Consider the following 25,247-nt stretch of genomic DNA (forward strand, 5'->3'; position numbering starts at 1 on the left):
GCACGTAGCGTCTGTGCCATGACGGATCGCACCGACACCCAGGCCGTTGCCCGCAACGCTGGACTGACCAGCGGTGAGGTCGCCGAGCGGGTGGCCCGGGGCGAGGTGAACGACGTTCCGGTGCGGTCGTCCCGCTCGACCACCGAGATCGTCAAGGCCAACGTCTTCACCCGGTTCAACGCCATCATCGGCGTGCTCTTCCTCGTCATCCTCGTGGTCGGCCCCATCCAGGACGGCCTCTTCGGATTCGTCATCGTCGCCAACACGGCGATCGGCATCTTCCAGGAGATGCGCGCGAAGCGGACCCTCGACAACCTCGCCGTCATCGGCGAGTCCAGGCCCACCGTGCGACGTGACGGCGCGGCCGTCGAGATCCACACCTCCGCGATCGTGCTCGGCGATTTCATCGAGCTGGGCCCGGGCGACAAGGCCGTCGTCGACGGCGAGGTCGTGGAGGCCGAGGGGCTGGAGATCGACGAGTCCCTGCTCACCGGCGAGGCCGACCCGGTGCTGAAGAAGGCGGGGGACCCCGTCATGTCCGGCAGCTTCGTCGTCGCGGGCGGTGGCGCGTTCACGGCCACCAAGGTCGGCCGGGAGGCGTACGCCGCGCAGCTCGCCGAGGAGGCGTCCCGCTTCACCCTCGTCGACTCGGAACTGCGCAACGGCATCAGCCAGATCCTCAAGTACGTGACGTGGATGATGATTCCGACCGCGATCGGGCTGATCATCAGCCAGCTGGTGCTCGAACGGAACGACTGGCGCGAGGCGGTGCGCCGCACGGTCGGCGGCATCGTCCCCATGGTTCCCGAGGGCCTGGTGCTGCTCACCTCCGTCGCCTTCGCGATCGGCGTCGTCCGGCTCGCCCGCAAGCAGTGCCTGGTGCAGGAACTCCCCGCCATCGAGGGCCTGGCCCGCGTCGACGTCGTCTGCCTGGACAAGACCGGCACGCTCACCGAGGGCGGCATGGATGTCACCGGGCTGCGGCTGCTCGACGGCGCCCCGGAGCCGTACATCCAGCAGGCGCTCGGCGCGCTCGGCGCCTCCGACCCGCGGCCCAACGCCAGCCTCCAGGCCATCATCGACGCCTACCCGGCCTCGGCGAACGGGGACGGCTGGCACTGCAACGACGCGCTGCCCTTTTCCTCCGCGCGCAAGTACAGCGGCGCCGCCTTCGCCGAGCCCGGCGGCGACAGCAGCACCTGGCTGCTCGGCGCACCCGACGTCCTGCTGCCCGACGGCCACACCGCCCTCGCCGACATCGACGAACTCAACAACCAGGGCCTGCGGGTGCTGCTGCTCGCACGCACCCACCGCGCGCTGGACGATCCGTCCCTCGCCTCCGACGTCGTCCCGCAAGGGCTGGTCGTCCTCGAACAGCGGCTGCGCCCCGACGCGGCCGACACCCTGCGCTACTTCGCGGAGCAGGGCGTCCAGGCCAAGGTCATCTCCGGCGACAACGCGATCTCGGTGGGCGCGGTCGCAAGCAAGCTCGGGCTGCCCGGCGCGGAGCACCCGGTCGACGCCCGCCGGCTGCCCACCGACCGGGACGCGATGGCGGAGGTCCTGGAGAACGGCACGGTCTTCGGCCGGGTCACCCCGCAGCAGAAGCGCGACATGGTCGCCGCGCTCCAGTCCCGGGGCCACAACGTCGCGATGACGGGCGACGGCGTCAACGACGTACTGGCCCTGAAGGACGCCGACATCGGCGTCTCCATGGGCTCCGGGTCCGAGGCGACCCGGGCCGTCGCGCAGATCGTGCTGCTCAACAACAGCTTCGCCACGCTGCCTTCGGTGGTCGCCGAGGGCCGGCGCGTCATCGGGAACATCACCCGGGTGGCGACGCTCTTCCTCACCAAGACCGTCTATTCGGTGCTGCTGGCGCTGCTGGTCGTCTTCTGGCAGGTGCCGTATCCGTTCCTGCCCCGCCATCTGACGCTGCTGTCCACCCTGACCATCGGCGTCCCGGCGTTCTTCCTGGCGCTCGCCCCCAACAAGGAGCGGGCCAAACCGCACTTCGTACGGCGGGTGATGCGGTACTCGGCGCCGGCGGGCGTCATCTGCGCGGCGGCGACGTTCGGGGAGTACCTGCTGGCCCGCCACCACTACACGGGCGACGGGGCGCTGGACGCCGAGACGAGCAGCGCGACCCTCACCCTGTTCCTGATCTCCCTGTGGGTGCTGGCCATCGTCGCCCGCCCGTACACGCTGTGGCGGGTCTGCCTGGTGCTGGCGATGGCCGCGGGCTTCCTGATCGTGCTGGTCACGCCGTGGTTGCAGGATTTCTTCGCGCTCAAGCTGGTGGGGACGGAGGGCCCGTGGGTGGGGGTGGGCGTCGCCCTCGCGGCCGGGCTCGTTCTGGAACTGGTCTGGAGAACGCTCCGCGTCCGCGACACCGACTGACACCCCCACCCACCGACCGGCCCCCCGCCAGGGGTTCTACTCGATGAAGGCGGCGGCGTTCTCGGCGGCCCACACCGCGAAGCCGCGCGCCGGGTGGCCGGTCAGCTCGTCGACCCCGGTGGTGAGGTCGACGGGCTTGCCGTCGCAGGACCGCCAGTACGCGAGCAGGCCGTCGGCGAAGCTCGCGGGCACGTGGTTCGCCATCTCCGCCTTCCAGACCTCGGGGGTGACGGCGTCGAACGTGAAGGGCCGGCCGGTGGCACGGGCGAGCAGATCGATCTGCTCGGCGAAGGTGAACGAGGCGGCACCGGTCAGGGTGTACGCCCCACCGCGCAGCGCCGGATCCTTCAGGACGGCGACCGCCGCTTCGGCGATGTCCGACTCGTGGATGGCGTCGGTGTGCGCGCCGGGGTACGGCAGGCTCACCGTGCCGGTGTTCTTCAGCGGCCAGGACCAGTAGAGCGTGTTGCTCGCGAAAGCGCTGGGCCGCAGGAACGTGCACGGCAGGGCGGAGGAGGAGAGGGCGTCCTCGACCTCCACGTGCTGGCGGGCGATGGGGTCGTTCTTCGCGTCGGGGTTGAGCACGGCGGACGAGGAGAGCAGCACCACGTGCTGCACGCCGGCGTCGTTGGCGGTCTTGATGAACTCCTCGATGTGCGAGGAGCTGGCGTACAGGAAGACGGAGTCGACGCCGGCCAGGGCGCCGGGGAACGTATGTGGTTCCGCGAGGCTCAGCTTCACGTCGGGTACGCCGTCCGGCAGGACGAGCTCGTCGGGTTCGCCGGACGCGGCCCGGACTTTGTAGCCCTGTTCGTGCAGCAGGCTGATGAGCGTAGTGCCGACGCGTCCGCGGCTTCCGGTGACGAGGATGGTCATGTCGTGGTCCTTCCGGTTCGGGCGCCCGGTGCGGGCGCCCCTGGTGGTGGTGGGGTGCGGAGACGGTGGGTCAGTGGTGGTCGTCGGGCTGGGCGTTGCGCGGCATGAGCCACACGAGGCCGATGCTGAGGAGCGCGACGCCGGCGACGACGATCAGGCTGTAGGTCATGGCGTGGGCCTCGTCGTCGGAGGCGAGGGTCTTGAAGTAGACCGTGGTGACGACGGCGGCGCCGATGGCGTTGGCGAGCTGCTGGACGGCGCTGAGGGAGCCGCTGGCGCTGCCGGCTTCCGAGGGGTCGATGTCGCCGATGGTGACGTCGTAGATGGTGCCGAAGCAGGTGCCCATGCCGACGCCGATGATCAGGATCGGGGCGAGGAGCGTCCAGGTGCCGAGGTCGGTGCCGTAGGCGTGGACCAGGGCGAGCAGCCAGCCGGTGCCGATCAGGGTGATCACCAGGCCGATGAGGACGAGGTTGCGTCCGAGCTTGCCGACGAGCTGGTAGCAGGCGATGGAGGCGACCACGATGCCCGCGGCGACGGGGGCGAGGCCGAGCGCGGCGCGCATCGGGGAGTAGCCGAGACCGTTCTGCAGGAAGAGCGAGAGGACGAAGAGCAGGCCCGCGTTGGCGGCGAAGAAGACGATGCCGAGGATGAGGCCGGAGGTGAAGCCGCGGTTCTTGAGCAGCGACGGCTGGATGAGCGGGCTGGCGGCGGTGCGCTGGCGGTGGCAGAACAGGCCGAAGAAGACGAGGCCGGCGGCGAGGGAGGCGAACGGGACGAGGGTCCAGCCGTTGGAGGAGCCCTCGATCAGGCCGTAGAGCAGCCCGAGCATGGTGCCGGCGAGCAGGCCGGAGCCGATGCCGTCGACGGCGGTGGTGGGGTCGCCGGTGTCCTTCGGCAGGAGCTTGACGGCGGCGATGATCGCGAAGCCGCCGAGCAGGATGTTGATGAGGAACATGGAGCGCCAGCCGGCGCCGAAGAGGTCGGCGTCGATGAGGAAGCCGGCGAGGATCGGGCCGCCGACGGCGGAGATGCCGAGGGTCGGGCCGAAGGCGCTGAACGCCTTGCCGATCTGGTCACGCGGGAAGACGGCACCGAGGATGCCGAAGCCCTGCGGGATCAGCAGGGCGCCGAAGGCACCCTGGACGAGGCGGGCGACGATGATCGAGGCGGGGCTGAAGGACAGTCCGCAGGCGACGGAGGCGACGGTGAAGCCGATGAGGCCGACGAGGAAGACGCGGCGGCGGCCGAACTTGTCGCCGAGGCGTCCGCCGACGACGAGGAGGACGCCCAGGGAGAGGGCGTAGGCGGCGCCGAGCCACTGGATGAGGGCCGCGCCCCCGTTGAGGTCCTTGCTGATGGTGGGTGCGGCGATGTTGGTGATCGTCGCGTCCAGGAGGTCCAGGACGTCGGCGATGAGGATGACGGCGAGGATGGCCCAGCGCCGGTTCGGGGAGACGGCCTCGGCGGCCGTGGCAGGGGGAACTGTGAGAGTGGACATCAGAGCTGGTCTTTCGGAGAGAAGGGCGCGGTCGTTGCCGCGTAGGATGCAACCGCGGCGATCAGATTGCGCCGCGCAGATGTTGCGTCACACACATAAATTTGGAGCATGAAGGACCCGATGTCAAGCCGAAAAGAACTGCTCGCCCGAATCGCCGACGAGAGCCAGCGCCATTACGCCGCCTGGACGCTCTTCAACCAGGCCATGGCCGACCACCTCGGCCTGCACCCCACCGACCTCCAGTGCCTGGGGCTGCTCGGCATGGAGCCGGAGCCGCTCAGCACCGGGCGGATCGCCACCCTGACCGGCCTCACGGCCGGTTCCGCGACCCGGCTCGTCGACCGCCTGGAGAAGGCCGGCCTCGTCGTCAGGACCGCCGACCCCGGCGACCGCAGGCGCGCCCTGGTCGCCCTCGCGCCGGAGGCGCTGCCCAGGTTCGCGGAAGCCTGGGACGAGCCCGGGGAGGCCTTCACCGAGCTGCTCGACGGGTACAGCGACCGCGACCTCGACGTCATCGCCGACTTCCTGGGCCGCGCCACCGAAGTGGGGCGGACCCAGGCGGCCAGACTCAGCGCAGGCCGGTGAGCCCTCCGTAATCCCTAATCGAACCAGCGTGCGCGGGCCAGCTCCTCCGTGCGCGACGAGTCCTCCAGCAGCGCCGCGAGTTCGAAGCGGCGCTGCCACTGCCCCGCGGCCCACGCCAGCCCGGCCGCGACCCCCTCGACGGTCGCGGCGTGCAGGACGCCGTCCACGTAGCGCCAGTCCAGCTCCGTGCCGCCCGCCACCACGAGCTCCTCGTGCTCGACGTACGACCGGGGAGCCGTCGGCAGCAGCTCGCGCACGGCCGCCGGGACCTCATGGACCTCCCCCTCGGAGACCACCCGCGCGTCGAACGCCTCGCTCAGCCGGCGGACCTGGAACAGCTCCGCCAGATCGCCCGCCCGGTACGGCGGCACCGGCAGCAGCGGCTGCCCCGCGGCCAGCGGCAGCAGGTCCGGGGCGTCCGCGACCAGCGCGTCACCCGCCTCCACGACGCGCACCTCACCGTCGACGACCGCCCGCAGCTCGTCCGGCAGCGTCACCTGCTCCGGGTCGAGCGCGGCCAGCGCCGCGTACAGCCGCAGCAGCTGGGCGGCGGTCACCGGCCGGTCCGGGTCGGCCAGCCGCGCCAGCAGCTCGGCGCCACCGCCCGGCTCGTCGAGCAGCGCGGACACCGTCGTACGGACACCCAGCGCCCGCAGCACCTGCTCGTCCACATCGACGTCGGCCTCGTCGTACAGCCCCGCCAGCAGCGGATCGCCGCCGGCGGACCGCAGGCCCACCGGGCGGCGGCCGTCCAGCACCGGGTGGTCGCGCAGCCACCAGGCCGAGTAGGCGCGGACCGAATCGGTCGTACCGTCCGGCAGCAGCACCCGCACGGGCGCGGTGATCGCGTCCCGCAGCGGCGGCCGGGACAGCATGGCCAGCGCCTGCGGCCACGCGTCGTCGTCGACGAGGTCAAGGTCCCGGACCGCGACGATCTCCGTGGCGACCGGCGGGACATCCGTCTCCGGCAGCCGGTCGAGCACGTCCTCGCACCACACGTCGACGGCGTCCAGCAGGCCGACGTCGTCCGGCTCGGCCCAGTCGCTCTCGCGCGGCTCCAGCTCGTCCGGATCCAGCACCACGTCGGCCGCCCGCACCAGCGCGAACGTCGCCAGCACGCCCACGGCCGTCAGCGGCTGCTCCCCCCAGCGGTCGGCCAGCTCCTGGTCCACGGGGGCGAGTTCGCCCTCCCGCAGCACCTGCTCCAGCGCGCTGCCCGGCAGCACCAACTCGCCCGCCGGGGCCAGCTCGCCCTCGTCGTCCGGCAGCGCGAGCGCCCCGAGCCACGGCTCCTCCCCCGGCGCGAGACCCGCCGCCTTCACCAGCCCGAGGACGACCTCCGCCAGCTCCTCGGCGTCCAGGCCGTCCTCGTCCCAGATCTCCCCGGAATCCAGCGACCCGGCGACGGCCGCCCGCACCTGCGGGGTCGTCAGCACGGCGTTCGGCGTCGCGGACAGCGCGCCCAGCTTCTCCAGCAGCGGATGCACCGCCTCCGGGTCGGCCACCTTCAGACCCAGCCGGGCCAGCGGCGCGAGGTCCACCTCGCCGTCGGGCAGCGGCAGCAGCACCTGGCGCGGGCCGACGACCGTCCGGCCGTCCGCCAGCGGCACCGGCAGCCCCGTCAACCGGTCGGGATCCGTCCCGGCCAGCGCGTCGTACAGCCTGCGCCACCAGGCCGCCGGGCGCTCGGCGCCCGCCAGCCGGTCGATGGCGTCGGCCAGCGACAACCGCGCCACGCCCAGCGCGCGCAGCTCGGGGCGGCGCTCCAGACCTGCCGGCAGCAGCGTCGGGAACACCTCGGCGAGCACGTCGACGGCCTCCGCCTGCGCACCCTCCACGACCTCGGCGTCCACCGGCCGCAGCGCCTCGCCCTCGACCACCGGGCCGCCGACCCCGCCGTCCCACCGGCCCTCCGCCACCTCGGGGGCGTCGCGACCCACCGCCACCGCCACCGCGCGCGGCAGGAACGCCGTACGCGGCAGGCCGTCCAGCACCTGCCGGCGCAGCTCCGCGTCCAGCTCCCCCTTGCCCAGCGGCCCCGGCACCAGGTCCACGATGCCCACGCCGACCGGCTGCCAGTCCCGCAGCAGCCCCACATACGTCTCGGCCGCCCGCGCGACCAGGAAGTCCGTCAGCGGACCCGGCGCCGCGTGCCGCCGGCTCGGATCCATCGGGAACGACGCGATCAGCAGCGCCGGCAGCCCCAGCGGCTCGTCCGTCGGCGTCGGGGCGTGCACCACGCCCGCCGTGCGCGGCCGGCCCGGCGAACCGTCCCCGTCCACCGGCACCGCCCAGGTCACCGACCACACCGGCCGGAGCCGCTCCTCCACCGGCCGGTCCGCCAGCAGCCCCGCCTCCAGCGGGCCCGCCGCGGACGCCACCCGCCACCGGGTCGCGGCGGCCGCCGCGCTGTCCTCCACGAGGACCGTTCCGTCATCCTGACGTTGCGTCAAAGTCCTTACGCCGTCCGGCGTGTCGACCACGACCTCGGACAGCCCCGGCAGCGTCAGCAGCAGCGCGTCGTCGATCCCGGCCAGCAGGCGCTCCGCGAGATCCGCGGCGGCCCCGTCCCGCAGCGGCAGCACCACGACCGTGTCGTACCCGTCCGGCGCCGAACCCTCCGCCGGGAACGGCAGCCGCAGCAGCGGCACGTGCCCGTCCCTGCGCCGCAGCTCGTCCGCGAGCCCCGGTGTCTCCGTCGCCAGCGCCCTGGCCTCGGCCAACGACCACCGCACACCCCCGGTGCGCCCGACCACCGCCGGCTCGTCACTCACCGCAAGCACCGACGCGAACCCCACGCCGAACCGGCCGACGGCGGTCTCCGCGTCCTCCCGCTTCGCACTCGCCCGCAGCGTCGACAACGACTCCACACCGGCCGCGTCCAGCGGTGCCCCGGTGTTCGCCGCCGCCAGCACGGCGGGGCTGTCGCCCTCCGCCGCGTGCAGCGTCAGCCGCAGCCGGCCCCGCACCCCGGCCCGCACCGCGGCGTCCGCCGCGTTCTGCGCCAGCTCGACGACGAGCCGGTCCCGGTAGCCGCCGAGCGCCAGGTCCTCCTCGGCGTTGGCGTCCTCCCGGAACCGCGCGGCCGACGTCCCCCACGCGTCCAGCACTCCGCGGCGCAGCCGCCCCGTCCCGAACGGATCCGTCGCCCCACCGGTTTCCCGTACCGCCGCTGCGCCGCTCACGTCGGTGTCTCCCTCGCCTCGCGAAATCCCCTGCCTGGGGAAGTGTCCCGCCTCCGGAGGAGGTACGGGAAATTCGCCGCCGCGAGGCGGACACGACGACGCCTGCGGCGCGCTCGTCGCCTACCGGCGGGGTGGGCGCGCTCACCGCGGGTCCGGATACGTCGGCACCCGCAGCGCCGTCACGCCTGCGGCGGGCCTTCCCCCACCCGCCCGCCCTTTTCGCCTACCGGCGGGGTGGATGGGGCCCAGCCCTTCTCGCCTACCGGCGGGATGGGTGAGCCCGACTCTTTCGCCTACCGGCGGGCTGGGGACGGGGCCCGGCCCCGCGGGGCTGGGACGCGTGGGGACGGGTCCGGAGGGGTGGGGTGTGTCGGCCCGTGCGGGCCGACGTCCGGTGCCCCCAACGGCCTAGGAGTGACCCAGCTCCTCCGCCGGCGTCGACTCCTCCACCGACCCCTGCCGGTCCGGATGCAGCACCAGCGGGTCGACCTCGTTGATCTCGTCCAGCGTCATCGGCGCCGGCACCGGCGGCTTCGGCATCACTGCCGCCTCCGAGTGGCCCCCGCACCCGTACCCAAGCGAGACGACACGCCCGTCCGCCGGCGAGAACTCGTTCGCGCAGATCCCGAACGCCTGCCGCAGCGAGCCCGCGATCGGGACGAAGAAGCCGCAGCTGAGGCAGTTGGCCGGGGCGGCCTGGGCCATCGGCGTCTTGGGGCCGAACTCTTCCTCCCAGCGGTCGGCCGCGCCGTGCAGCCCGTAGCGCGAGAGGACACGCCGACGGCCCATCCCGATTTCCCCGGCGATCGCACCGATGCTGCCGATCGCGGGAAGCGCGGCCGCCGGGCCGGACAGCTCGGCGTCCTCGGCCTCGACGACGTCCGCCAGCTCCTCCGACACCACGGAGTTCGGCAGCGGCGCGTCCTCGCCGCTCCAACCGGGTTCGAGCCGGAGATCGTCGGACTCCGTGGGCAGGAGGTCCCCCGGACCCATGTCACCCGGTCGGAGCCGCTCGCTCCACGGCACCCACTCGGGGGCCAGGATCGAGTCGTCGCCGGGCAGCAGCACGGTCTCGTCGATCGTGATGTTCTTGGCGCGCGACGCCCTGGTGAGCGTCGTCGCCCAGCGCCACCCGCGGTAGGCGGGCTCCTTGCAGGCGAAATAGTGGGTGACGACGCGGTCGCCCTCGGCGACGACGCCAAGATGCTCGCCGACCGATTGCGGCCCGGCGGCCTCCTCTGTCACAGCCAGCGCGACATCGACCGCCTCGGCGCACAGGCGGTCTGGGGTACGGCTTCGCATCGCAGCACTCACAAGAATCGATTCTCTCCGTTACGCCGTCTCACGTGTGCGCCGCCGGAGGCGGGCGGGGGCCGAAACGGAGCGGACCTGCGGACCGCGTCAACGCTTCTTTCCCTACCCGAACGACCTCGGGCGCACCTGTTGGCACCCATTCTGCGCGATCGCACGCTACCCGTGCGCACCGCGTGCGCAAAGGAGGGGGTGAGAGGCAGCTCATTTGGGGCAGGATGGCCCTCGTGGCAAGCGCAGTGACGTCCGGTCCGGGGACCCTTCGCAGGGCAGGACGCGCCCTGGTGAGCGCGGCGCAACGGTCCGGTGGGGCCGTGCGCCGCCGCATTCGGCGGTCCACGCACGCCCATGGGGCGGGCGAGTCCGGACTCGCGAAACTGATCGAACTGCACGCGGTGAATTCTGCGGGCGACATGCTGATCACGATCGCTCTCGCCAGCACTGTGTTCTTTTCGGTACCGACCGGCGAGGCGCGCGGCCGGGTGGCGCTCTATCTTCTGGTCACCATGGCGCCATTCGCGTTGCTCGCGCCGGTGATCGGCCCGCTGCTCGACCGGATGACGCACGGCCGCCGGGCCGCCATGGCGATGGCGATGCTGGCGCGGGCCGTGCTCGCCTGGACGATGGCGTCGGTCGTGACGACGGCGGGCCTCGGCCTGTATCCGGCGGCGCTGGGCGTGCTCGTGGCGTCGAAGGCGTACGGCGTGGTGCGCAGCGCCGTCGTGCCGAGACTCCTGCCGGGGCGGACCACGCTCGTGAAGGCGAATTCGCGGGTCACGCTCGCCGGGCTGCTGGCCACGGCGATCGCGGCGCCGATCGGCGCCGGGCTGCACATGATCGGGCCGCAGTGGCCGCTGTACGGGGCGTTCGTGGTGTTCGCGGGCGGTGCGCTGCTGTCGATGTCGCTGCCGCACAAGGTGGACTCGGCGAAGGGCGAGGCGAAAGCGCGGTTCGCCGAGCTGAGGGCCGCCGACCGGGGCGGTACGGGCGACGGCGTCGACCCGCCCGGGGCCGGCCTGCCGGGTGACGGCGTGCGCGAATCGGGCCGCAAACCGGGGCTGCTGGGTGTCGGATCGTCCGTGCTGCACGCGCTGCAGGCCAATTCCGGGCTCCGGGCGCTCTCCGGCTTCCTGACGATGTTCCTCGCGTTCCTGCTGCGCGAGCACCCGCTGGAAGGGCTGACCCCGGCGTTCTCGCTGGGCATGGTGGCGGTCGCGGCGGGCGGCGGCAACGCGCTGGGGACCGCGCTCGGGTCGTGGCTGAAGTCCCGCGGCCCGGAGATCATCATCGTGATGGCGCTGATCGCCGCGGTCACGGCGGCGACGGTGGCCGCGCTCATGTACGGCACCGTGACGCTCGCGGTGGTCGCGGCGGTGGCCGGTATCTCCCAGGCGCTGGGCAAGCTGTCGCTCGACGCCCTCATCCAGCGCGACGTCCCCGAAGTGGTGCGCACGTCGGCGTTCGCCCGTTCGGAGACCGCCCTGCAGTTGTCGTGGGTGGTCGGCGGCGGGCTGGGGATAGTGCTGCCGCTGATCGGTTCGCTGGGGATGGCGGTGGCGGCCGGGCTGGTGATGGTGGGCTTCCTCCTGTCGGTGCGCGGCCTGCTGGGCGCGGCTCGCGGCGGAACGGCCCGCGCGCGCGTGGCGTGACGCCCGCACCACGGACGACGCCCGCACCACGGCACGACGCCACGCCGTACCCCCGCGCGGCGGGAAGCCGACCGCCCGGTAGCCTCACCTTCATGAGCATTCGCCGCGCTGCCGCCGCCCTCGGTGCCGTGTCCCTCGGGCTGGTCCTCCTCACCGCTTGTGAGAAGCCGACCCCGCTGGCGACCGTGACCGTGGGCACCAAGACCGTGACCACCGAGGCCACTGACAAGTGCTACGCCGACGGCAAGAAGCTGCCGAGCGCGATCTTCATCGCGTGCCTCAGCGCCGCCCCCAAGCACACGATCACGGTCAAGCCGGGTGAGAAGGTGCGGGTCGGCGTCGACCCGTCCATCGGTGAGAAGGGCTGGCTGATCGCCTCGGGCGTGAACCAGAAGACGGACGTCCTGAAGGACGAGACGTACTGGACGATCACCGAGTCCGCCGGCATCTTCACGGCGAGCGACCCGCAGACCGGCTCCTCGATGCCGCTGAAGAACGCCACGCTGAACATCGTCGGCAGCCCGGACGCCAGTTCCGACAACGTCTTCGGTGTCTGGCAGTTCAAGCTGGTGAAGGCCGCGTAACGGGTCTGCGGACATGCGCGTGCTGGTGGTGACCGCGGTGGCGGCGGAGCGGGATGCCGTCTCCGCCGGGCTGAACACGGCCGCGCACCCCGCGGTGCACTGCGACGTGATCGCCGCGGGGGTCGGCCCGGCCGCCGCGGCGGCCGGCACGGCCACCGCCCTGGCCCGCGCGGAGCCGCCGTACGACCTGGTGGTCTCCGCCGGGATCGGCGGCGGCTTCCAGCCCGCCGCCCCCCTGGGGTCGGTGGCCGTCGCGCGGACGATCGTGGCGGCGGACCTGGGCGCGCAGACGCCCGAAGGGTTCCTGCCCGTCGCGGAACTGGGCTTCGGGGTGAACGAGCACCGCCCGCCCGCCGCGCTGGGCGCGGCCGTGGCACGGGCGCTCGGCGCGGTCCACGGACCGGTGCTGACGGTGTCCACGGTGACCGGAAGCGCCGCGCGCGCCGCCGAACTGGCGGACCGCCACCCCGGCGCCGTCGTCGAGGCGATGGAGGGGTCCGGCGTAGCGGAGGCAGCGGCGGCGCACCGCGTGCCCGTGCTGGAGATCCGTACGGTGTCCAATCCGGTGGGCCCGCGCGACCGCGCGGCCTGGCGGATCGGGGAAGCGCTGGCAGCGCTGACCGAGGCGTTCGGGAAACTTCCGGCGGCGCTCGACAGCGAAGACCCGAGGACCTGGGGATCTGAGGACCTGACATGAAGATCGCGTATTCGCCCTGCCCGAACGACACCTTCGTGTTCCACGCGTGGGCGCACGGCCTGGTGCCGGGCGCGCCCGCCCTGGACGTGACGTTCGCGGACATCGACATCACCAACACCCTGGCCGAGCAGGGCGCGGAGTGCCCCTACGACGTGCTGAAGGTGTCGTACGCCGTGCTGCCGTGGGTGCTGGACGAGTACGCGCTGCTGCCCTGCGGCGGCGCCCTGGGCCGCGGCTGCGGCCCGCTGGTGCTGACCCGCGAGCCCATGAGCCTGGCGGGGAAGACCGTCGCGGTGCCGAGCGAGCGCTCGACGGCGTACCTGCTGTTCCGGCTGTGGGCGGCGGCCGAGGTGCCGGGAGGTGCCCCCGTCAAGGTCGTGGTCATGCCGTTCCACGAGATCATGCCCGCGGTGCGGGACGGCCGGGTCGACGCGGGCCTGGTCATCCACGAGGCGCGCTTCACGTACCAGGAGTACGGGCTGCACAAGCTCGCCGACATGGGCGAGCACTGGGAGGCCACCACGGGCCTGCCGATCCCGCTCGGCGCGATCATCGCCAAGCGGTCGCTGGGGGCCGAGAAGCTGGGCGCACTCACGGACGCGATCCGCACGTCGGTGCGCGCGGCGTGGGACGACCCCGCGGCCTCACGCGACTACGTGCTCGCGCACTCCCAGGAGATGGATCCGGCCGTCGCCGACCAGCACATCGGGCTCTACGTGAACGAGTTCACGGCCGATCTCGGCGAGGACGGCTACGCGGCGGTCCGCGGACTGCTCACCCGCGCGGCGGCCGAGGGACTGGTACCGCCCCTCGGCCCCAACGCGCTGACGTACTGACCGTTACGGGCTCTCAGACGTCCAACTGGTCGGCCACCGCGCGCAGCACGCCCGCGATCTTGTGGCCGTGGGTCTTCTCCGGGTACCGGCCGCGCTGCAGCGAGCGGGCCACCTCCTCCAGGAGCGTGGTGAGGTCCTGGACGATGGGCAGCAGTTCGTCCGGTTTGCGGCGCTGCGCGGCCGCGACGGACGGTGCGGGTTCGAGGAGGGTCACGGAGAGCGCCTGTTCACCGCGCTGGCCGTTGACGACTCCGAACTCCACACGCTGGCCGGGCTTGAGCGCGGCCACCCCGTCGGGCAGTACCGACGAGTGCACGAAGACGTCGCCGCCGTCGTCGCGGGAGAGGAAGCCGAAGCCCTTCTCGCTGTTGAACCACTTGACCTTGCCGGTAGGCACGTCCGACCTCGTCCTCATCGCTCGTAAAGCCCTGGGAAGGGCCCTGGATAGCAGTGCGGCAGGCCCGTTCTGACCAGACCTGCTCGTGCTACCAGCCTATTGGCCCGGTGGCCGGTGACAAGACGCCGTGGTCCCCCATCTCTCCGGACCGATCTACCCTGGTCGGGTGACCAACACACCTCACTCCCGGGGGACGGCCCCCGCAACGTCCGAAACCCGCGGGGCGGGCGACGTCCTCGTGCGCGTCGGCGCGATCGTCTTCTTCGTGGGCGCCGTGAGCACGATGGCCACCATGGTTCCGCTCCTCCTCGGTACCGACCCGCTGCCGACGCCCGCGTACTTCGTCTCGATGCTGATGGGCGCCGGTCTGGCGCTCGCGCTCGGCGGGCTGCTGCGCTCCGCCCTCGCGCAGAAGCGCGCGGTGCGGGAGGCTCAGGCGGCCACGGGCGCGTAGCCCGCGAACCAGGCGGGGAACTCGGTCAGGCTGTCCAGCACCACGTCCGCGCCGGCCGCCCGCAGCTCCGCCGCGTCGCACGGCCCGGTGGCGACGGCGACCGAGAGCGCGCCGGCGGCGCGGGCGCCGCGCACATCGCCCGTGTGGTCGCCCACGTAGACCGAGGCGCCGTACTCCAGCAGCGCCGCCGCCTTGGCCTCGGCCCACAGCCAGCCGCGCACCTCGGCGTCGATGCCCAGGTGGGCCAGGTGCAGCTTGGCGTTGGGCTCGTGCTTGGCCGTGACGACGACCGCCCGGCCGCCCACCGCGCGCACCGCGTCGACGGAGGCCCGGGCACCGGGCAGTGCGGGCGTCGGCGCGATCGCGTAGTCCGGGTAGAGGGCGCGGTAGCGGTCGGCGGTCTCCGCGATGGCGGCGGCCGGGAACCAGTGGGCCAGTTCCTCGTCGAGCGGCGGCCCGAGCCGGGTGACGGCCAGCTCCGAGTCGATGTGGACGCCGGTCTCCGCGGACAGCCGGTCGTAGGCGGCCTTGATGCCGGGCCGGGAGTCGATGAGGGTCATGTCGAGATCGAATCCGACCGTGATCGTGGGGATGCCGGGAGCGGGGGAAGCGGTAGTCATACCGCCATTCTCGCCCCGCGCGGCCCGTGCTCCCGGCGGGCCCGAGCCCGGCGGTCAGGCCCGGCGGCCCCGCCAGAACAGGTACAGCGCGGAGCCGACGGCCGCCACTCTGACGACCACCGGAAGGCCGTCCCGGAGCGCCTGCCCCATCGTCCCCTGCGGGACCGGCTCGCCCCACTTCCCCGCGGTCCGCCCCCACAGCCAGACGAGCAGGCCGGCCGCGGCCGTGCCGGGAATGCCGAACACGGCGAACTTCGCCTGATTGCGGGACAGCCGCCGCGCGAAGTACGCGACCAGCCAGCCCAGCCCCAGCGGGACCCACGAGCCCAGCACCGCGCCCGTCACCAGCAGGGCCCCGGCCACCAGCAGCATCGGGCTGGCCCGCCCGAGCGGCTCCGCCGCGACCCGGCGCCGCCGCAGCAGCCGCCTGCGCGGCGCGGCCTCCTCGGCCTCCTCCGCCGGCGCCTCCTCCGGCGCCTCCGCCTCCGCCTCGGGTTCCTCCTCCTCGTCCTCCTCGTCGAGGTCGAAGTCGAAGTACACCCGGCCCGTCATCCCGGGCAGCCCCGCCAGCTCGTCCCCCGCTGCGACCGGGGGCCCGCCCGGGATGTCCGCCCGCTGCTGCGGGATCTTCCGGAACGACGCCGGCTGCGCCTGCGGCCTCCCGGCCGCGGCCTCCACCACCTCGTCGGGCGACCCCAGCCGCCCCAGAATCCGCCGCACCGCCGCCGGACTGTCCCCGGCCCCGGCCCCCGACCCGCTGACGCGCTCCCGGTCGATGTCACTCCGCAACCGCGCCACGAGCCGCATCCGTTGGGCAGCGGGCAACGTCCTCTGCGCCAGGTCACCCACCCGGCTCAAGTAGTCGAACACGAGCTGATCGCTCTCGACACCCATCCACCCCACCCGCCCAAACGCCGTGCGCCACCGCTCAGTCGACGGTACCGTGCCGCCTCCGGCGGAGGTCCGCATATCAACGGCGCCGACCCCCACGGGTGTACGGCCCCGCGGCCGCCGGGCTTCCTCCCACCCGCCCGCCCTCATCGCCTACCGGCGGGGGCTCGGGGCACGCGAGCCGGATGGGGGCACCGTCACGCCTGCGGCGGGCTGGTTCCCCTCACCCACCGTGGGCGTGCCGCTGCGGGGAACTGAGCGCCGTCCCCTTACCGGCCCCCGCACCCCCACCACCCGCCCCGGGGACCGGTAATGTGGGACGGATGACCACTGAGCAGCCCGGCAAGCCCGGCGGCACGCCGCCTCGCACGCCGCCGCGCACGCTGGCGGAGGATCTGCGGGCCCGCGGCGACGAAGCGCTGGCCGCGCTCCTCCGCGCCCGGCCCGACCTGCTCAGCCCGGTTCCGAACGACCTGACGCAGCTAGCGACCCGGGCGGCGACCCGCGCGTCGGTCGTGCGCGCGCTGGAGCGCCTGGACCGCTTCACCCTGCAGACCGTCGAAGCCCTCGCCGTCATGCCCGACGGCGGCGCCTACGCCGTACTCCGGGCGCTGATGACGGGCGACGCCGCGGACAGGGCCACCGACGCGGCCCTCCCGCACGCCGTCGGGAGCCTGCGCGCCCAGGGGCTGGTGTGGGGCGGCGAGGACCGGCTGCGGCTGGTGCGCACGGCACGTGACCTGCTCGCGCCGTCGGCGTCCGTACCGTCGCCCACCGGCCTGGGGCCGTCCGTCGCGGAAGCGACGTCCGGCATGTCGCCGGCGCGGCTGCAGGAGATCCTCGCCGACGTGGGGCTGCCCGCGACGCACGACCCGATGAGCGCGGTGGCGGCCCTGGCCGGGCTGTTCAGCGACCGCAAGCGGATGAAGAAGCTGCTGGCCACGGCGCCGGAGGGCGCCACCGCCGCGCTCGGCAAGCTGGCGTGGGGCCCGCCGTACGGCGAGGTCGGCGACGCCATCGCGCCGGTACGGGCCGCGACCGCCACCACGCCCGTGCAGTGGCTGCTGGCCAGGGGCCTGCTGCTGCCCGCCGGGCAGCACAACGTCGTGCTCCCCCGCGAAGCGGCCCTCCACCTGCGGGCGGGCCGCGCGCACCGCACCGTCGAGCCGGCGCCGCCGGCCGTCACGCCCGTCGAGCACTCTCCACAGGCTGTGGACGGCACCGCGGCCGGCCAGGCGTTCAACGCCGTCCGCACCGTCGAGGAACTGCTCAAGGCGTGGGAGACCGGCGGCCCGTCCGTGATGCGGGCGGGCGGCATCAGCGTCCGTGAGCTGAAGCGGGTCGCGACGGAGCTGGACGTGTCCGAGACGCTGGCCGCGTTCTGGCTGGAGTTGGCGTACGCGGCGGGGCTGCTGGCCTCCGACGGCGAGCTGGACGAGGCGTACGCGCCGACGCCCGCGTCGGACGACTGGCTCCGGCTGCCCTCGCAGGACCGCTGGACGGCGCTCGCCACGGCCTGGCTCTCCGCCACCCGCACCGCGGGCCTGGTCGGCAGCCGCGACGCCAAGGGCCGGGCACTGTCCGCGCTCGGGCCCGACCTCGACCGCTCCCTCGCGCCCGAGGTCCGGCGGCGCGTTCTCGAACTGCTCGCCGCGCTCCCCGAGGGGGCCTCCGCCGCCCCCGCGCAGCTGCTCGACCGGCTGCGCTGGGACCGGCCGCTGCGCGGCGGCGGGGGCACGGACGCGCTGCGCGCGGAGCTGCTGCGCTGGACGGTCACGGAGGCCGAGCTCATCGGCGTCACCGGCCGCGGCGCCCTGGCCGCCCACGCCCGCCCGTTCGTGGAAACGTCCCCGGCGGTGCCGCGCGGCCGCCGCACCAGCACGACCGCACCCGATACCGAAGCCGCGAACCGCCTCGCGCCGCTCCTCCCCGAGCCGCTCGACCACGTGCTGCTGCAGGCGGACCTCACCGCGGTGGCGCCCGGCCCGCTGGAGGCGCCGCTCGCGGAGATGATCGGCGTGCTGGCCGACGTCGAGTCCAAGGGCGGGGCGACGGTGTACCGGTTCACGCCGGAGTCCGTGCGAAGGGCGCTCGACGCCGGGCGGACCGCCGCCGACCTGCACGCCTTTCTCGCCGAGCACTCACGGACGCCCGTACCGCAGCCGCTCAGCTATCTGATCGACGATGTGGCCCGCCGGCACGGCCGGCTGCGGGTCGGCGCGGCCTCCGCGTATCTGCGCTGCGACGACGACGCGCTGCTCACCGAGCTGCTGGCGGACCGCCGGGCCTCCGGCCTCGGCCTGCGCCGCCTCGCACCGACCGTGCTCGCGGCGCAGTCCGCGCCGGAGACGCTGCTGGAGCGGCTGCGCGCGATGGGCTTCGCGCCGGCCGCGGAATCCGCCGACGGCGATGTCGTCATCACCCGCGCCGACGCCGTCCGCACCCCGCGAAGGGCCGCGCCCACCCCCGTCACCGACGGGCCGCCGGTCCCGGACGGCACGCTGCTCGGCGCCGCGGTCAAGGCGATCCGGGCCGGCGACCGGGCCTCCACCGCCGTGCACCGCGAGAGCGTCCCGGCCCCCGTGGCCAACGGCGGGCTGCCCAGGACGGCCGCGGCGGAGACCCTCGCCACCATGCAGGCCGCGGTGCTGACCGGCGACTCGCTGTGGATCGGCTATGTGAACGCGGACGGTGCGGCGAGCCAGCGCGTCATCGGCCCGGTGCGCGTCGAGGGCGGCTTCGTCACCGCCTACGACCACACCGCCGACGAGGTCCGCACGTTCGCCCTGCACCGCATCACCGGCGTCTCGGAACTGGCCGAGGACCCGGCCTGACCGCAGCGGTCAGGCGGCCTCGCGCCCGCGCAGACGCCGCCGCCCACCGCGTTCCCCGTCGGACTCGGACGGCCGCCGCCGCTGCCACCAGTGGTGGCGCCGGGGATGCAGGGCCCGGCCCAGCCGCCGGCCGAGCAGCAGGTAACCGATCAGTGCGCCGGTGGTGTTGAGGATGACGTCGTCGACGTCGAACGCCCGGCCCTCGACGATCATGCCCTGCGCCACCTCGACCAGCACCATCACGAACGCGGTCACGAGGACCACCCGCAGCAGGCCGCGCGTCTTCGGGAACAGGACGGGCAGCAGGACCCCGAACGGCACGCCCAGCAGCAGGTTGCCGCCGATCTGCTTCACCGTGTCGCGGAACGCCGGCTGGTCGACGTACTGGCGGATGGAGTCGCCGGGCTTCAGGTTCGTGTGGATGAGCGCGACCGACCCCGGCGACGGCTGGAGCGTCAGCTTCGCCAGCACCACGGCGAAGCCGACCATGCAGACGAAGGCCAGCAGCATCACCAGCGCACGGACCAGCCCGGCGCCGAAGGAACGCGGCGGACGTGCGTCGTCCCGTGCCTCGCGAATGGGCCGCGATTCCGGTTTCACCCTCGGTTTCGACGCCGGCTTCCGTGTGGTGTTCCACACGGGCTTCCACGACGCGGGCTTCCAGCGGGCCGCCACCTTCGAACGTGGCTTCTGCGGGCGCTTGGCCTGCTGACGGTCTCGGGCCGTCCGGAACAGATCCGTGCGGGTCATGTGTTCCCCCCATCAAGGTCGAGGTGGCGTATACCCCTTCCCCGCCGCCGTACGCGGTGCCGCCGCTGCCGATGACCGGGATGCGCGACACTGGAGGCTTGCCTCCATCACGAACCGAAGGGTGTGGCACTTGAACAACGGGCCTCTCATCGTCCAGAGCGACAAGACGCTGCTCCTCGAGGTCGACCACGAGCGCGCGGACGCGTGCCGCCGCGCCATCGCCCCGTTCGCGGAACTGGAGCGCGCTCCCGAGCACATCCACACCTACCGGCTGACCCCGCTCGGCCTGTGGAACGCCCGGGCCGCCGGACACGACGCGGAGCAGGTCGTGGACGCGCTCGTCGCGTTCTCCCGCTACCCCGTCCCGCACGCGCTGCTCGTCGACGTGGCCGAGACGATGGACCGTTACGGCCGTCTCACCCTCAGCAAGCACCCCGTCCACGGGCTGGTCCTGACCAGCACGGACCGGCCGGTGCTGGAGGAGATCCTCCGCTCGAAGAAGGTCCAGCCGCTGGTCGGCGCCCGGCTCGACCCGGACACCGTCGTCGTGCACCCGTCGGAGCGCGGCCAGATCAAGCAGACGCTGCTGAAGCTGGGCTGGCCCGCCGAGGACCTCGCGGGGTACGTCGACGGCGAGGCGCACCAGATCGACCTCAAGGAGGACGGCTGGGCGCTGCGCCCGTACCAGCAGCAGGCCATCGAGGGGTTCTGGCACGGCGGCTCCGGCGTCGTGGTGCTGCCCTGTGGAGCGGGGAAGACCCTGGTCGGGGCCGGTGCCATGGCGACCGCCAAGGCGACGACGCTGATCCTCGTCACCAACACCGTCTCGGCCCGGCAGTGGAAGCACGAGCTGATCAAGCGGACCTCGCTCACCGAGGAGGAGATCGGCGAGTACAGCGGCACCCGCAAGGAGATCCGCCCGGTCACCATCGCGACGTACCAGGTCCTGACGACCAAGCGGAAGGGCGTCTACGCGCACCTGGAGCTCTTCGACTCGCGCGACTGGGGCCTGATCGTCTACGACGAGGTGCACCTGCTGCCCGCGCCGGTCTTCAAGTTCACCGCCGACCTGCAGGCGCGGCGCCGGCTGGGCCTGACGGCCACCCTCGTCCGGGAGGACGGGCGCGAGTCCGACGTCTTCTCCCTCATCGGGCCGAAACGATTCGACGCGCCCTGGAAGGAGATCGAGGCGCAGGGCTACATCGCGCCGGCCGACTGCGTCGAGGTCCGCGTCAACCTCACCGACACGGAGCGGCTCGCCTACGCGACGGCCGAGCCGGAGGAGAAGTACCGCTACTGCGCGACGACCGCCTCGAAGCGGCGGGTCACGGAGGCGCTCGTCGCGAAGCACGCGGGCGAGCAGACGCTGGTGATCGGGCAGTACATCGACCAGCTCGACGAGCTGGGCGAGCACCTCGACGCTCCGGTGATCAAGGGCGAGACGTCCAACGCCCAGCGCGAGAAGCTTTTCGAGGCCTTCCGGCAGGGTGAGATCAGCGTGCTCGTGGTCTCCAAGGTCGCGAACTTCTCGATCGACCTGCCGGAGGCGACGGTCGCGATCCAGGTCTCCGGCACGTTCGGCTCCCGCCAGGAGGAGGCGCAGCGGCTCGGACGGGTGCTGCGGCCGAAGGCGGACGGGCACGAGGCGCGCTTCTACTCGGTGGTGGCGCGGGACACCATCGACCAGGACTTCGCGGCGCACCGGCAGCGGTTCCTCGCGGAGCAGGGGTACGCGTACCGGATCATGGACGCGGACGAGCTGCTGACGTAGCCCGCGCGGATCCGCCCCGCCGGAGGGTGACGGCCACGGCCGCCAGGAACGCCAGGCCCATCAGCGGGTATGGGGACGCGAGCGGTTGCTGCCACCAGGCGAGGTGGAGGTCGAGATCGCCGTCGTGGGGGGTGAGCCACATGCTGCGGCAGGCGAAAGCGGCCGCGGTCGCGAGGACCGCGGCGCGGCGCAGCGGGCGGCCGCGGGTGTGAGCGGCGAGGAGAGCGATCAGGGGGACGCACCACACCCAGTGGTGCGACCAGCTGATCGGCGAGACGAGGAGCGCGGTGACGGCCGCGCAGAGCACGCCCCACGCTTCGAGCCCGCGGCGGGAGGCGCGGACGGCGACGGCCAGGCCCGCGGCGGCGGTGAGGGCGGCCGCCGCCACCCAGACGAGGCCGGGGTGCGGGGTGTGCAGCAGCCGGGCGAGCAGCCCCTGGAGGGACTGGTTGTCGACGATCCAGCCCTTGCCGACGCGGTCGGTCTCGTACAGGCGCGTGGTCCAGAAGTCGACGGACGCGGCGGGCAGGACGGCGACCCCGACCAGGACGGTACCGGCGAACGCGCAGGCCGCGGTGGTGGCCTCGCGGGTGCGGCCGGTCAGGGCGAGATAGACGGCGAAGATCGCGGGGGTGAGCTTGATCCCCGCGGCGATGCCGACGGCGAGGCCCTTGCCCCGGGCGCCGTCGGGCCGGGACAGGTCCCACAGGACGAGGACCGCGAGCGCCAGGTTGATCTGGCCGTAGACGAAGGTCTGGAAGACCGGTTCCAGGCACAGGGCGCCGGCCGGGAGCGCGATCAGGGCGGCCGGGCCGGGGGCACCCCCGGCCGAAGGCTGGGGGACGGCGCCGCCGCGGCCCGTGCAGCGCAGCGACAGGTAGGTCAGGGCGGCGAGCAGCCCGAGGTTGCCGAGGACGAAGCCGCCGCGCAGAACGCCGAGGGGCAGCCATGTGGTGGGCACGAAGAGCAGCGCCGCGAAGGGCGGGTAGGTGGCCGGGAGGTTCCACCGGGTGACGCGGAAGCCGTAGAGGTCCTGTCCGGAGGCGACGGCGGCGCCTTCCGCGCGGTAGACGAGCATGTCCGCCATCGGGACCGGATACGTCGAGAAGAAGAGCGCGTATCCGGCGAGGGCGAGCGCCAGGGCCAGCAGGGATGCCAGGACGAGCAGCAGACGGCGGCGGGATGCGGCGCGTACGGTCGGTGGCGCCGGATGCACCTCGCTGAGAGCGGTCACCGCCGCGACGTTAGTGGACCGCCGGGTGGGGGCCGTGCTCCCTACGGGGTCAGCGGTGCTTGCCCTCGCTGCCGAGGAGGACCACCTCGACGGCGGTCTGCGCGAAGACGCGGACGGCGCGCAACGTGCTCCCCAGCAGGTGGCGGGGGTGTTCGTGGCTGGTGCCGAGGGCGGTGCTGCCGGCGGCGGAGGGGCCTGGGGCGAAGGTCTGTGTGGTCATGTCCCAAGGGTAGGAAATCCGCCGTTTGCAGTACATCGGGCGGAAGTCTGAACTCTCCCGTGTCACGTACGCCTCAGGGTTGACATCCGTCCCCTAGGTCGTGCCGGGGATCGACCCTGAGGGCCGTTCGGGGTGCCGCGAAAAGCATTCGCGGCGCTGCGGGCGGGAGCGTATGATCCACCGTCTTGCCGCCTCCCGATGGGAGCGCCGCCGCCCGGACGGAAACCGGCCGGCTTCTCTCTTCTTCCCTGCGTACGCACAAGCCGGAGGCAACGCCGTGCCCTTGCACGACCACGACCAGTCCCGTGACCAGTCCCCTGACGCGAACCCGCTCCTGACCGAGCAGACCCACCTCGCCGAATCCCGTTCCGCGCTGACCGCGATGCGCGCCGACGTGGAGGCGCTGGACATCACCGACGTGACCGGCAACTGGGTGAACGCCAAGATCCTCGCCGCCGAGATCGACAACCGGATCAAGGCCCTGGCCGACCTCTCGCACACCCCGCTGTTCTTCGGCCGGCTGGACTACCTGCACGCGCCCGGTAGGGAAAGCGAGAGGGGCAGCGCGCAGCGCTCCGGTGCAAGGGCGGTGGTGGGAGACGGGCGGGAAGAGGGCGCCGAGGGCGAGCAGTTCTACATCGGCCGCCGCCATGTGCACGACGCGCACGGCGACCCGATGGTCATCGACTGGCGGGCGCCGGTCTCGCAGCCCTTCTACCGGGCGTCGCGCGTCGAGCCGATGGACGTCCGGCTGCGCAGGCGCTTCGGCTACACCGGCGGGCAGCTGACCGCGTACGAGGACGAGCACCTCACCGACCCGGCGGAGGCCGCCACCTCCAGCAAGCTGCTGCAGACCGAGATCGAGCGGCCGCGCGTCGGCCCCATGCGGGACATCGTCGCCACGATCCAGCCGGAGCAGGACGAGATCGTCCGCGCCGGCATCGGCGGCACGGTGTGTGTGCAGGGCGCCCCCGGCACCGGGAAGACCGCCGTGGGCCTGCACCGCGTCGCGTACCTGCTCTACGCGCACCGCGACCGGCTCGCCCGCACCGGCACGCTCGTCATCGGGCCCAACCAGTCCTTCCTGCGGTACATCGAGCAGGTGCTGCCGGCGCTGGGCGAGTTGCAGGTCAAGCAGGCGACGGTCGACGACCTGGTCGCGCACGTCACGGTGCGCGGCACGGACCCGGCGGAGCGCGCCCGGATCAAGGGCGACGCCCGGATGGCGCAGGTGCTGCGGCGCGCGGTGCGCAGCGGCATCCGGATGCCGAAGGAACCGGTCGTCGTGGTCCGCGGGTCGCGGCGCTGGCGGATCCCCGCGTACGAACTCGAAGAGCTGGTACGGGAGCTGATGGAGCGTGACATCCGCTACGGCGCCGCCCACGAGGCGCTGCCGCAGCGGATCGCGCACAACGTCCTGGTCCGCATGGAGGAGGCCGGGGAGGCGCCGGACGACCGCGTCCAGGACGCGGTCGCCCGCACCCCCGCCGTCAAGGCCGCGGTGAAGGAGGTCTGGCCGAAGGCCGACCCGGCGAAGACGGTGCTGCGGCTGCTGTCCGACGCGGAGTTCCTCGCGGAGTGCGCGGAGGGCATCCTGACGCCGGAGGAGCAGGCGACCGTGCTGTGGGAGAAGCCGCCCCGCAGCCTGGCCTCCGCCAGGTGGGCCCCGGCGGACGCGGTGCTGATCGACGAGGCGCTGGACCTCGTACAGCGCACCCACTCGCTCGGCCACGTGGTGCTGGACGAAGCCCAGGACCTGTCCCCCATGCAGTACCGGGCCGTCGGACGGCGCTGCTCCACCGGGTCCGCGACGGTGCTCGGCGACATCGCGCAGGGCACCACGCCGTGGGCGACCGCGAGCTGGGAGGAAGCCCTCGCGCACCTGGGCAAGCCCGGCGCCCCGGTCGAGGAGCTGACCCGCGGCTTCCGCGTGCCGCGCGGGGTGATCGCCTACGCGTCGCTGCTGCTGCCCACGATCGCCCCGGGGCTGGCCCCCGCCACCTCGGTCCGCGAGTCGCCCGGCGACCTCGTGATCCGCCGGACGAGCGCGGAGGAGCTGGACTCCGCCGTGCTCGCGGCCTGCCGCACCGCCCTCGGCCACGAGGGCTCCGTCGGCCTCATCGCCGCCGACGACCGCATCGCGGCGCTCGCCGCCGCCCTGGACTCGGCCGGCCTGCCCTGCCTCGCCCCCGGCGAGGAGACCTCGGCGCAGGCCCGTCTCACCCTGGTCCCGGCAACGCTCGCGAAGGGCCTGGAGTACGACTACGTGGTCCTCGACGAGCCCGCCGCGATCGTCGCGGGCGAACCGGACGAGCGCACCGGCCTGCGCCGCCTGTACGTCGCCCTCACCCGCGCCGTCTCGGGCCTCGCCGTGCTGCACGCCAAACCGCTGCCGCCGGAGCTGGCCGGATAGGCCCTGCCGCGCCCTGACCGTGACCAGCAGATATGAGGA

20 protein-coding genes are annotated in these 25,247 nt (G+C 73.3%); 10 read left to right on the plus strand and 10 right to left on the minus strand.

From position 1 onward, the window contains the following. Positions 1 to 18: 18 nt before the first annotated feature. Positions 19 to 2,400 (plus strand): HAD-IC family P-type ATPase, encoded by a 2,382-nt coding sequence (locus O3X23_RS04350; protein ID WP_269269750.1) that lies wholly within the window; start codon positions 19 to 21, stop codon positions 2,398 to 2,400. Between the two features lie 36 nt (positions 2,401 to 2,436). On the opposite strand, the gene O3X23_RS04355 is transcribed toward O3X23_RS04350, so the two are convergent. Beyond that, complete coding sequence (locus tag O3X23_RS04355; RefSeq protein WP_269269751.1) at positions 2,437 to 3,276, minus strand: NmrA family NAD(P)-binding protein; 840 nt, start codon at positions 3,274 to 3,276, stop codon at positions 2,437 to 2,439. Positions 3,277 to 3,346: 70 nt separating this feature from the next. Continuing rightward, entirely contained in the window at positions 3,347 to 4,777 is a 1,431-nt protein-coding gene (locus O3X23_RS04360) for an MFS transporter (RefSeq protein WP_269269752.1), read from the minus strand. Positions 4,778 to 4,897: 120 nt separating this feature from the next. Between O3X23_RS04360 and O3X23_RS04365 the strand changes: the two genes are divergently transcribed. Next, positions 4,898 to 5,362 carry a MarR family winged helix-turn-helix transcriptional regulator gene (locus tag O3X23_RS04365; RefSeq protein WP_269269753.1) on the plus strand — a complete coding sequence of 155 codons (465 nt, stop codon included), beginning with the start codon at positions 4,898 to 4,900 and terminating at the stop codon, positions 5,360 to 5,362. 14 nt (positions 5,363 to 5,376) lie between these two features. Here O3X23_RS04365 and O3X23_RS04370 read toward each other — a convergent pair whose 3' ends face one another. Both O3X23_RS04370 and O3X23_RS04375 read right to left on the minus strand, forming a co-directional pair. Beyond that, a complete protein-coding gene (locus O3X23_RS04370) occupies positions 5,377 to 8,547 on the minus strand; it encodes a sacsin N-terminal ATP-binding-like domain-containing protein (RefSeq protein ID WP_269269754.1) in 3,171 nt (1,056 codons plus the stop codon). Between the two features lie 408 nt (positions 8,548 to 8,955). Then, positions 8,956 to 9,849: a DUF3027 domain-containing protein gene (locus tag O3X23_RS04375; protein ID WP_250976419.1), complete on the minus strand. Its 894-nt coding sequence runs from the start codon at positions 9,847 to 9,849 to the stop codon at positions 8,956 to 8,958. A 227-nt stretch (positions 9,850 to 10,076) separates the two neighbouring features. Between O3X23_RS04375 and O3X23_RS04380 the strand changes: the two genes are divergently transcribed. The 4 genes from O3X23_RS04380 (at position 10,077) to O3X23_RS04395 (ending at position 13,624) form a co-directional block, all read left to right on the plus strand. Beyond that, positions 10,077 to 11,507, plus strand: a complete 1,431-nt coding sequence (locus O3X23_RS04380; protein ID WP_269269755.1) for an MFS transporter — start codon at positions 10,077 to 10,079, stop codon at positions 11,505 to 11,507. Positions 11,508 to 11,599: 92 nt separating this feature from the next. Then, positions 11,600 to 12,091 (plus strand): hypothetical protein, encoded by a 492-nt coding sequence (locus O3X23_RS04385; RefSeq protein ID WP_269269756.1) that lies wholly within the window; start codon positions 11,600 to 11,602, stop codon positions 12,089 to 12,091. Between the two features lie 13 nt (positions 12,092 to 12,104). Continuing rightward, complete coding sequence (locus O3X23_RS04390; RefSeq protein WP_269269757.1) at positions 12,105 to 12,788, plus strand: futalosine hydrolase; 684 nt, start codon at positions 12,105 to 12,107, stop codon at positions 12,786 to 12,788. Next, positions 12,785 to 13,624, plus strand: a complete 840-nt coding sequence (locus tag O3X23_RS04395) for a 1,4-dihydroxy-6-naphthoate synthase (protein ID WP_269269758.1) — start codon at positions 12,785 to 12,787, stop codon at positions 13,622 to 13,624. The genes O3X23_RS04390 and O3X23_RS04395 overlap by 4 nt, the downstream gene beginning before the upstream one ends. A gap of 13 nt (positions 13,625 to 13,637) precedes the next feature. On the opposite strand, the gene O3X23_RS04400 is transcribed toward O3X23_RS04395, so the two are convergent. Next, a complete protein-coding gene (locus O3X23_RS04400) occupies positions 13,638 to 14,021 on the minus strand; it encodes a cold-shock protein (protein WP_138358916.1) in 384 nt (127 codons plus the stop codon). A 166-nt stretch (positions 14,022 to 14,187) separates the two neighbouring features. Here O3X23_RS04400 and O3X23_RS04405 point away from each other — a divergent pair, with 166 nt between their 5' ends. Beyond that, entirely contained in the window at positions 14,188 to 14,475 is a 288-nt protein-coding gene (locus O3X23_RS04405; RefSeq protein ID WP_269269759.1) for a hypothetical protein, read from the plus strand. Here the strand turns inward: O3X23_RS04405 and O3X23_RS04410 are convergent. Together O3X23_RS04410 and O3X23_RS04415 are read right to left on the minus strand one after the other, a co-directional pair. Further along, complete coding sequence (locus O3X23_RS04410; protein WP_269269760.1) at positions 14,454 to 15,095, minus strand: HAD family hydrolase; 642 nt, start codon at positions 15,093 to 15,095, stop codon at positions 14,454 to 14,456. The genes O3X23_RS04405 and O3X23_RS04410 overlap by 22 nt on opposite strands. Positions 15,096 to 15,149: 54 nt before the next feature. Next, positions 15,150 to 15,989, minus strand: coding sequence for a hypothetical protein (locus O3X23_RS04415; protein ID WP_269269761.1), 840 nt, complete (start codon positions 15,987 to 15,989; stop codon positions 15,150 to 15,152). A 320-nt stretch (positions 15,990 to 16,309) separates the two neighbouring features. On the opposite strand from O3X23_RS04415, the gene O3X23_RS04420 reads away from it, so the two are divergent. Continuing rightward, the gene (locus O3X23_RS04420) at positions 16,310 to 18,820 is read left to right on the plus strand and encodes a helicase-associated domain-containing protein (RefSeq protein ID WP_269269762.1); all 2,511 of its coding nucleotides are present in this window, start codon (positions 16,310 to 16,312) and stop codon (positions 18,818 to 18,820) included. 9 nt (positions 18,821 to 18,829) lie between these two features. Here O3X23_RS04420 and O3X23_RS04425 read toward each other — a convergent pair whose 3' ends face one another. Next, on the minus strand, positions 18,830 to 19,570 hold the full coding sequence (locus tag O3X23_RS04425) for a VanZ family protein (protein WP_269269763.1): 741 nt from the start codon (positions 19,568 to 19,570) through the stop codon (positions 18,830 to 18,832). Positions 19,571 to 19,700: 130 nt separating this feature from the next. On the opposite strand from O3X23_RS04425, the gene O3X23_RS04430 reads away from it, so the two are divergent. Beyond that, the gene (locus O3X23_RS04430; protein ID WP_269269764.1) at positions 19,701 to 21,341 is read left to right on the plus strand and encodes a DNA repair helicase XPB; all 1,641 of its coding nucleotides are present in this window, start codon (positions 19,701 to 19,703) and stop codon (positions 21,339 to 21,341) included. Here the strand turns inward: O3X23_RS04430 and O3X23_RS04435 are convergent. Both O3X23_RS04435 and O3X23_RS04440 read right to left on the minus strand, forming a co-directional pair. Beyond that, positions 21,313 to 22,575, minus strand: coding sequence for a glycosyltransferase 87 family protein (locus O3X23_RS04435; protein ID WP_443047751.1), 1,263 nt, complete (start codon positions 22,573 to 22,575; stop codon positions 21,313 to 21,315). The genes O3X23_RS04430 and O3X23_RS04435 overlap by 29 nt on opposite strands. Before the next feature lie 49 nt (positions 22,576 to 22,624). Further along, the gene (locus tag O3X23_RS04440; RefSeq protein ID WP_269269765.1) at positions 22,625 to 22,795 is read right to left on the minus strand and encodes a hypothetical protein; all 171 of its coding nucleotides are present in this window, start codon (positions 22,793 to 22,795) and stop codon (positions 22,625 to 22,627) included. A gap of 277 nt (positions 22,796 to 23,072) precedes the next feature. On the opposite strand from O3X23_RS04440, the gene O3X23_RS04445 reads away from it, so the two are divergent. Further along, the gene (locus O3X23_RS04445) at positions 23,073 to 25,208 is read left to right on the plus strand and encodes a HelD family protein (protein ID WP_269269766.1); all 2,136 of its coding nucleotides are present in this window, start codon (positions 23,073 to 23,075) and stop codon (positions 25,206 to 25,208) included. Positions 25,209 to 25,247 lie beyond the last annotated feature (39 nt).

The sequence above is a fragment of the Streptomyces sp. H39-S7 genome (assembly GCF_027158205.1).
Taxonomy (GTDB): Bacteria; Actinomycetota; Actinomycetes; order Streptomycetales; family Streptomycetaceae; genus Actinacidiphila.

What these genes read in the sequence shown, in the direction of transcription:
- O3X23_RS04350 (WP_269269750.1), top strand. Translation starts at nt 19, where the DNA reads ATGACGGATCGCACCGACACCCAGGCCGTTGCCCGCAACGCTGGACTG.
- O3X23_RS04355 (WP_269269751.1), bottom strand. Translation starts at nt 3,276, where the DNA reads ATGACCATCCTCGTCACCGGAAGCCGCGGACGCGTCGGCACTACGCTC.
- O3X23_RS04360 (WP_269269752.1), bottom strand. Translation starts at nt 4,777, where the DNA reads ATGTCCACTCTCACAGTTCCCCCTGCCACGGCCGCCGAGGCCGTCTCC.
- O3X23_RS04365 (WP_269269753.1), top strand. Translation starts at nt 4,898, where the DNA reads ATGTCAAGCCGAAAAGAACTGCTCGCCCGAATCGCCGACGAGAGCCAG.
- O3X23_RS04375 (WP_250976419.1), bottom strand. Translation starts at nt 9,849, where the DNA reads ATGCGAAGCCGTACCCCAGACCGCCTGTGCGCCGAGGCGGTCGATGTC.
- O3X23_RS04380 (WP_269269755.1), top strand. Translation starts at nt 10,077, where the DNA reads ATGGCCCTCGTGGCAAGCGCAGTGACGTCCGGTCCGGGGACCCTTCGC.
- O3X23_RS04385 (WP_269269756.1), top strand. Translation starts at nt 11,600, where the DNA reads ATGAGCATTCGCCGCGCTGCCGCCGCCCTCGGTGCCGTGTCCCTCGGG.
- O3X23_RS04390 (WP_269269757.1), top strand. Translation starts at nt 12,105, where the DNA reads ATGCGCGTGCTGGTGGTGACCGCGGTGGCGGCGGAGCGGGATGCCGTC.
- O3X23_RS04395 (WP_269269758.1), top strand. Translation starts at nt 12,785, where the DNA reads ATGAAGATCGCGTATTCGCCCTGCCCGAACGACACCTTCGTGTTCCAC.
- O3X23_RS04410 (WP_269269760.1), bottom strand. Translation starts at nt 15,095, where the DNA reads ATGACTACCGCTTCCCCCGCTCCCGGCATCCCCACGATCACGGTCGGA.
- O3X23_RS04415 (WP_269269761.1), bottom strand. Translation starts at nt 15,989, where the DNA reads ATGGGTGTCGAGAGCGATCAGCTCGTGTTCGACTACTTGAGCCGGGTG.
- O3X23_RS04420 (WP_269269762.1), top strand. Translation starts at nt 16,310, where the DNA reads ATGACCACTGAGCAGCCCGGCAAGCCCGGCGGCACGCCGCCTCGCACG.
- O3X23_RS04425 (WP_269269763.1), bottom strand. Translation starts at nt 19,570, where the DNA reads ATGACCCGCACGGATCTGTTCCGGACGGCCCGAGACCGTCAGCAGGCC.
- O3X23_RS04440 (WP_269269765.1), bottom strand. Translation starts at nt 22,795, where the DNA reads ATGACCACACAGACCTTCGCCCCAGGCCCCTCCGCCGCCGGCAGCACC.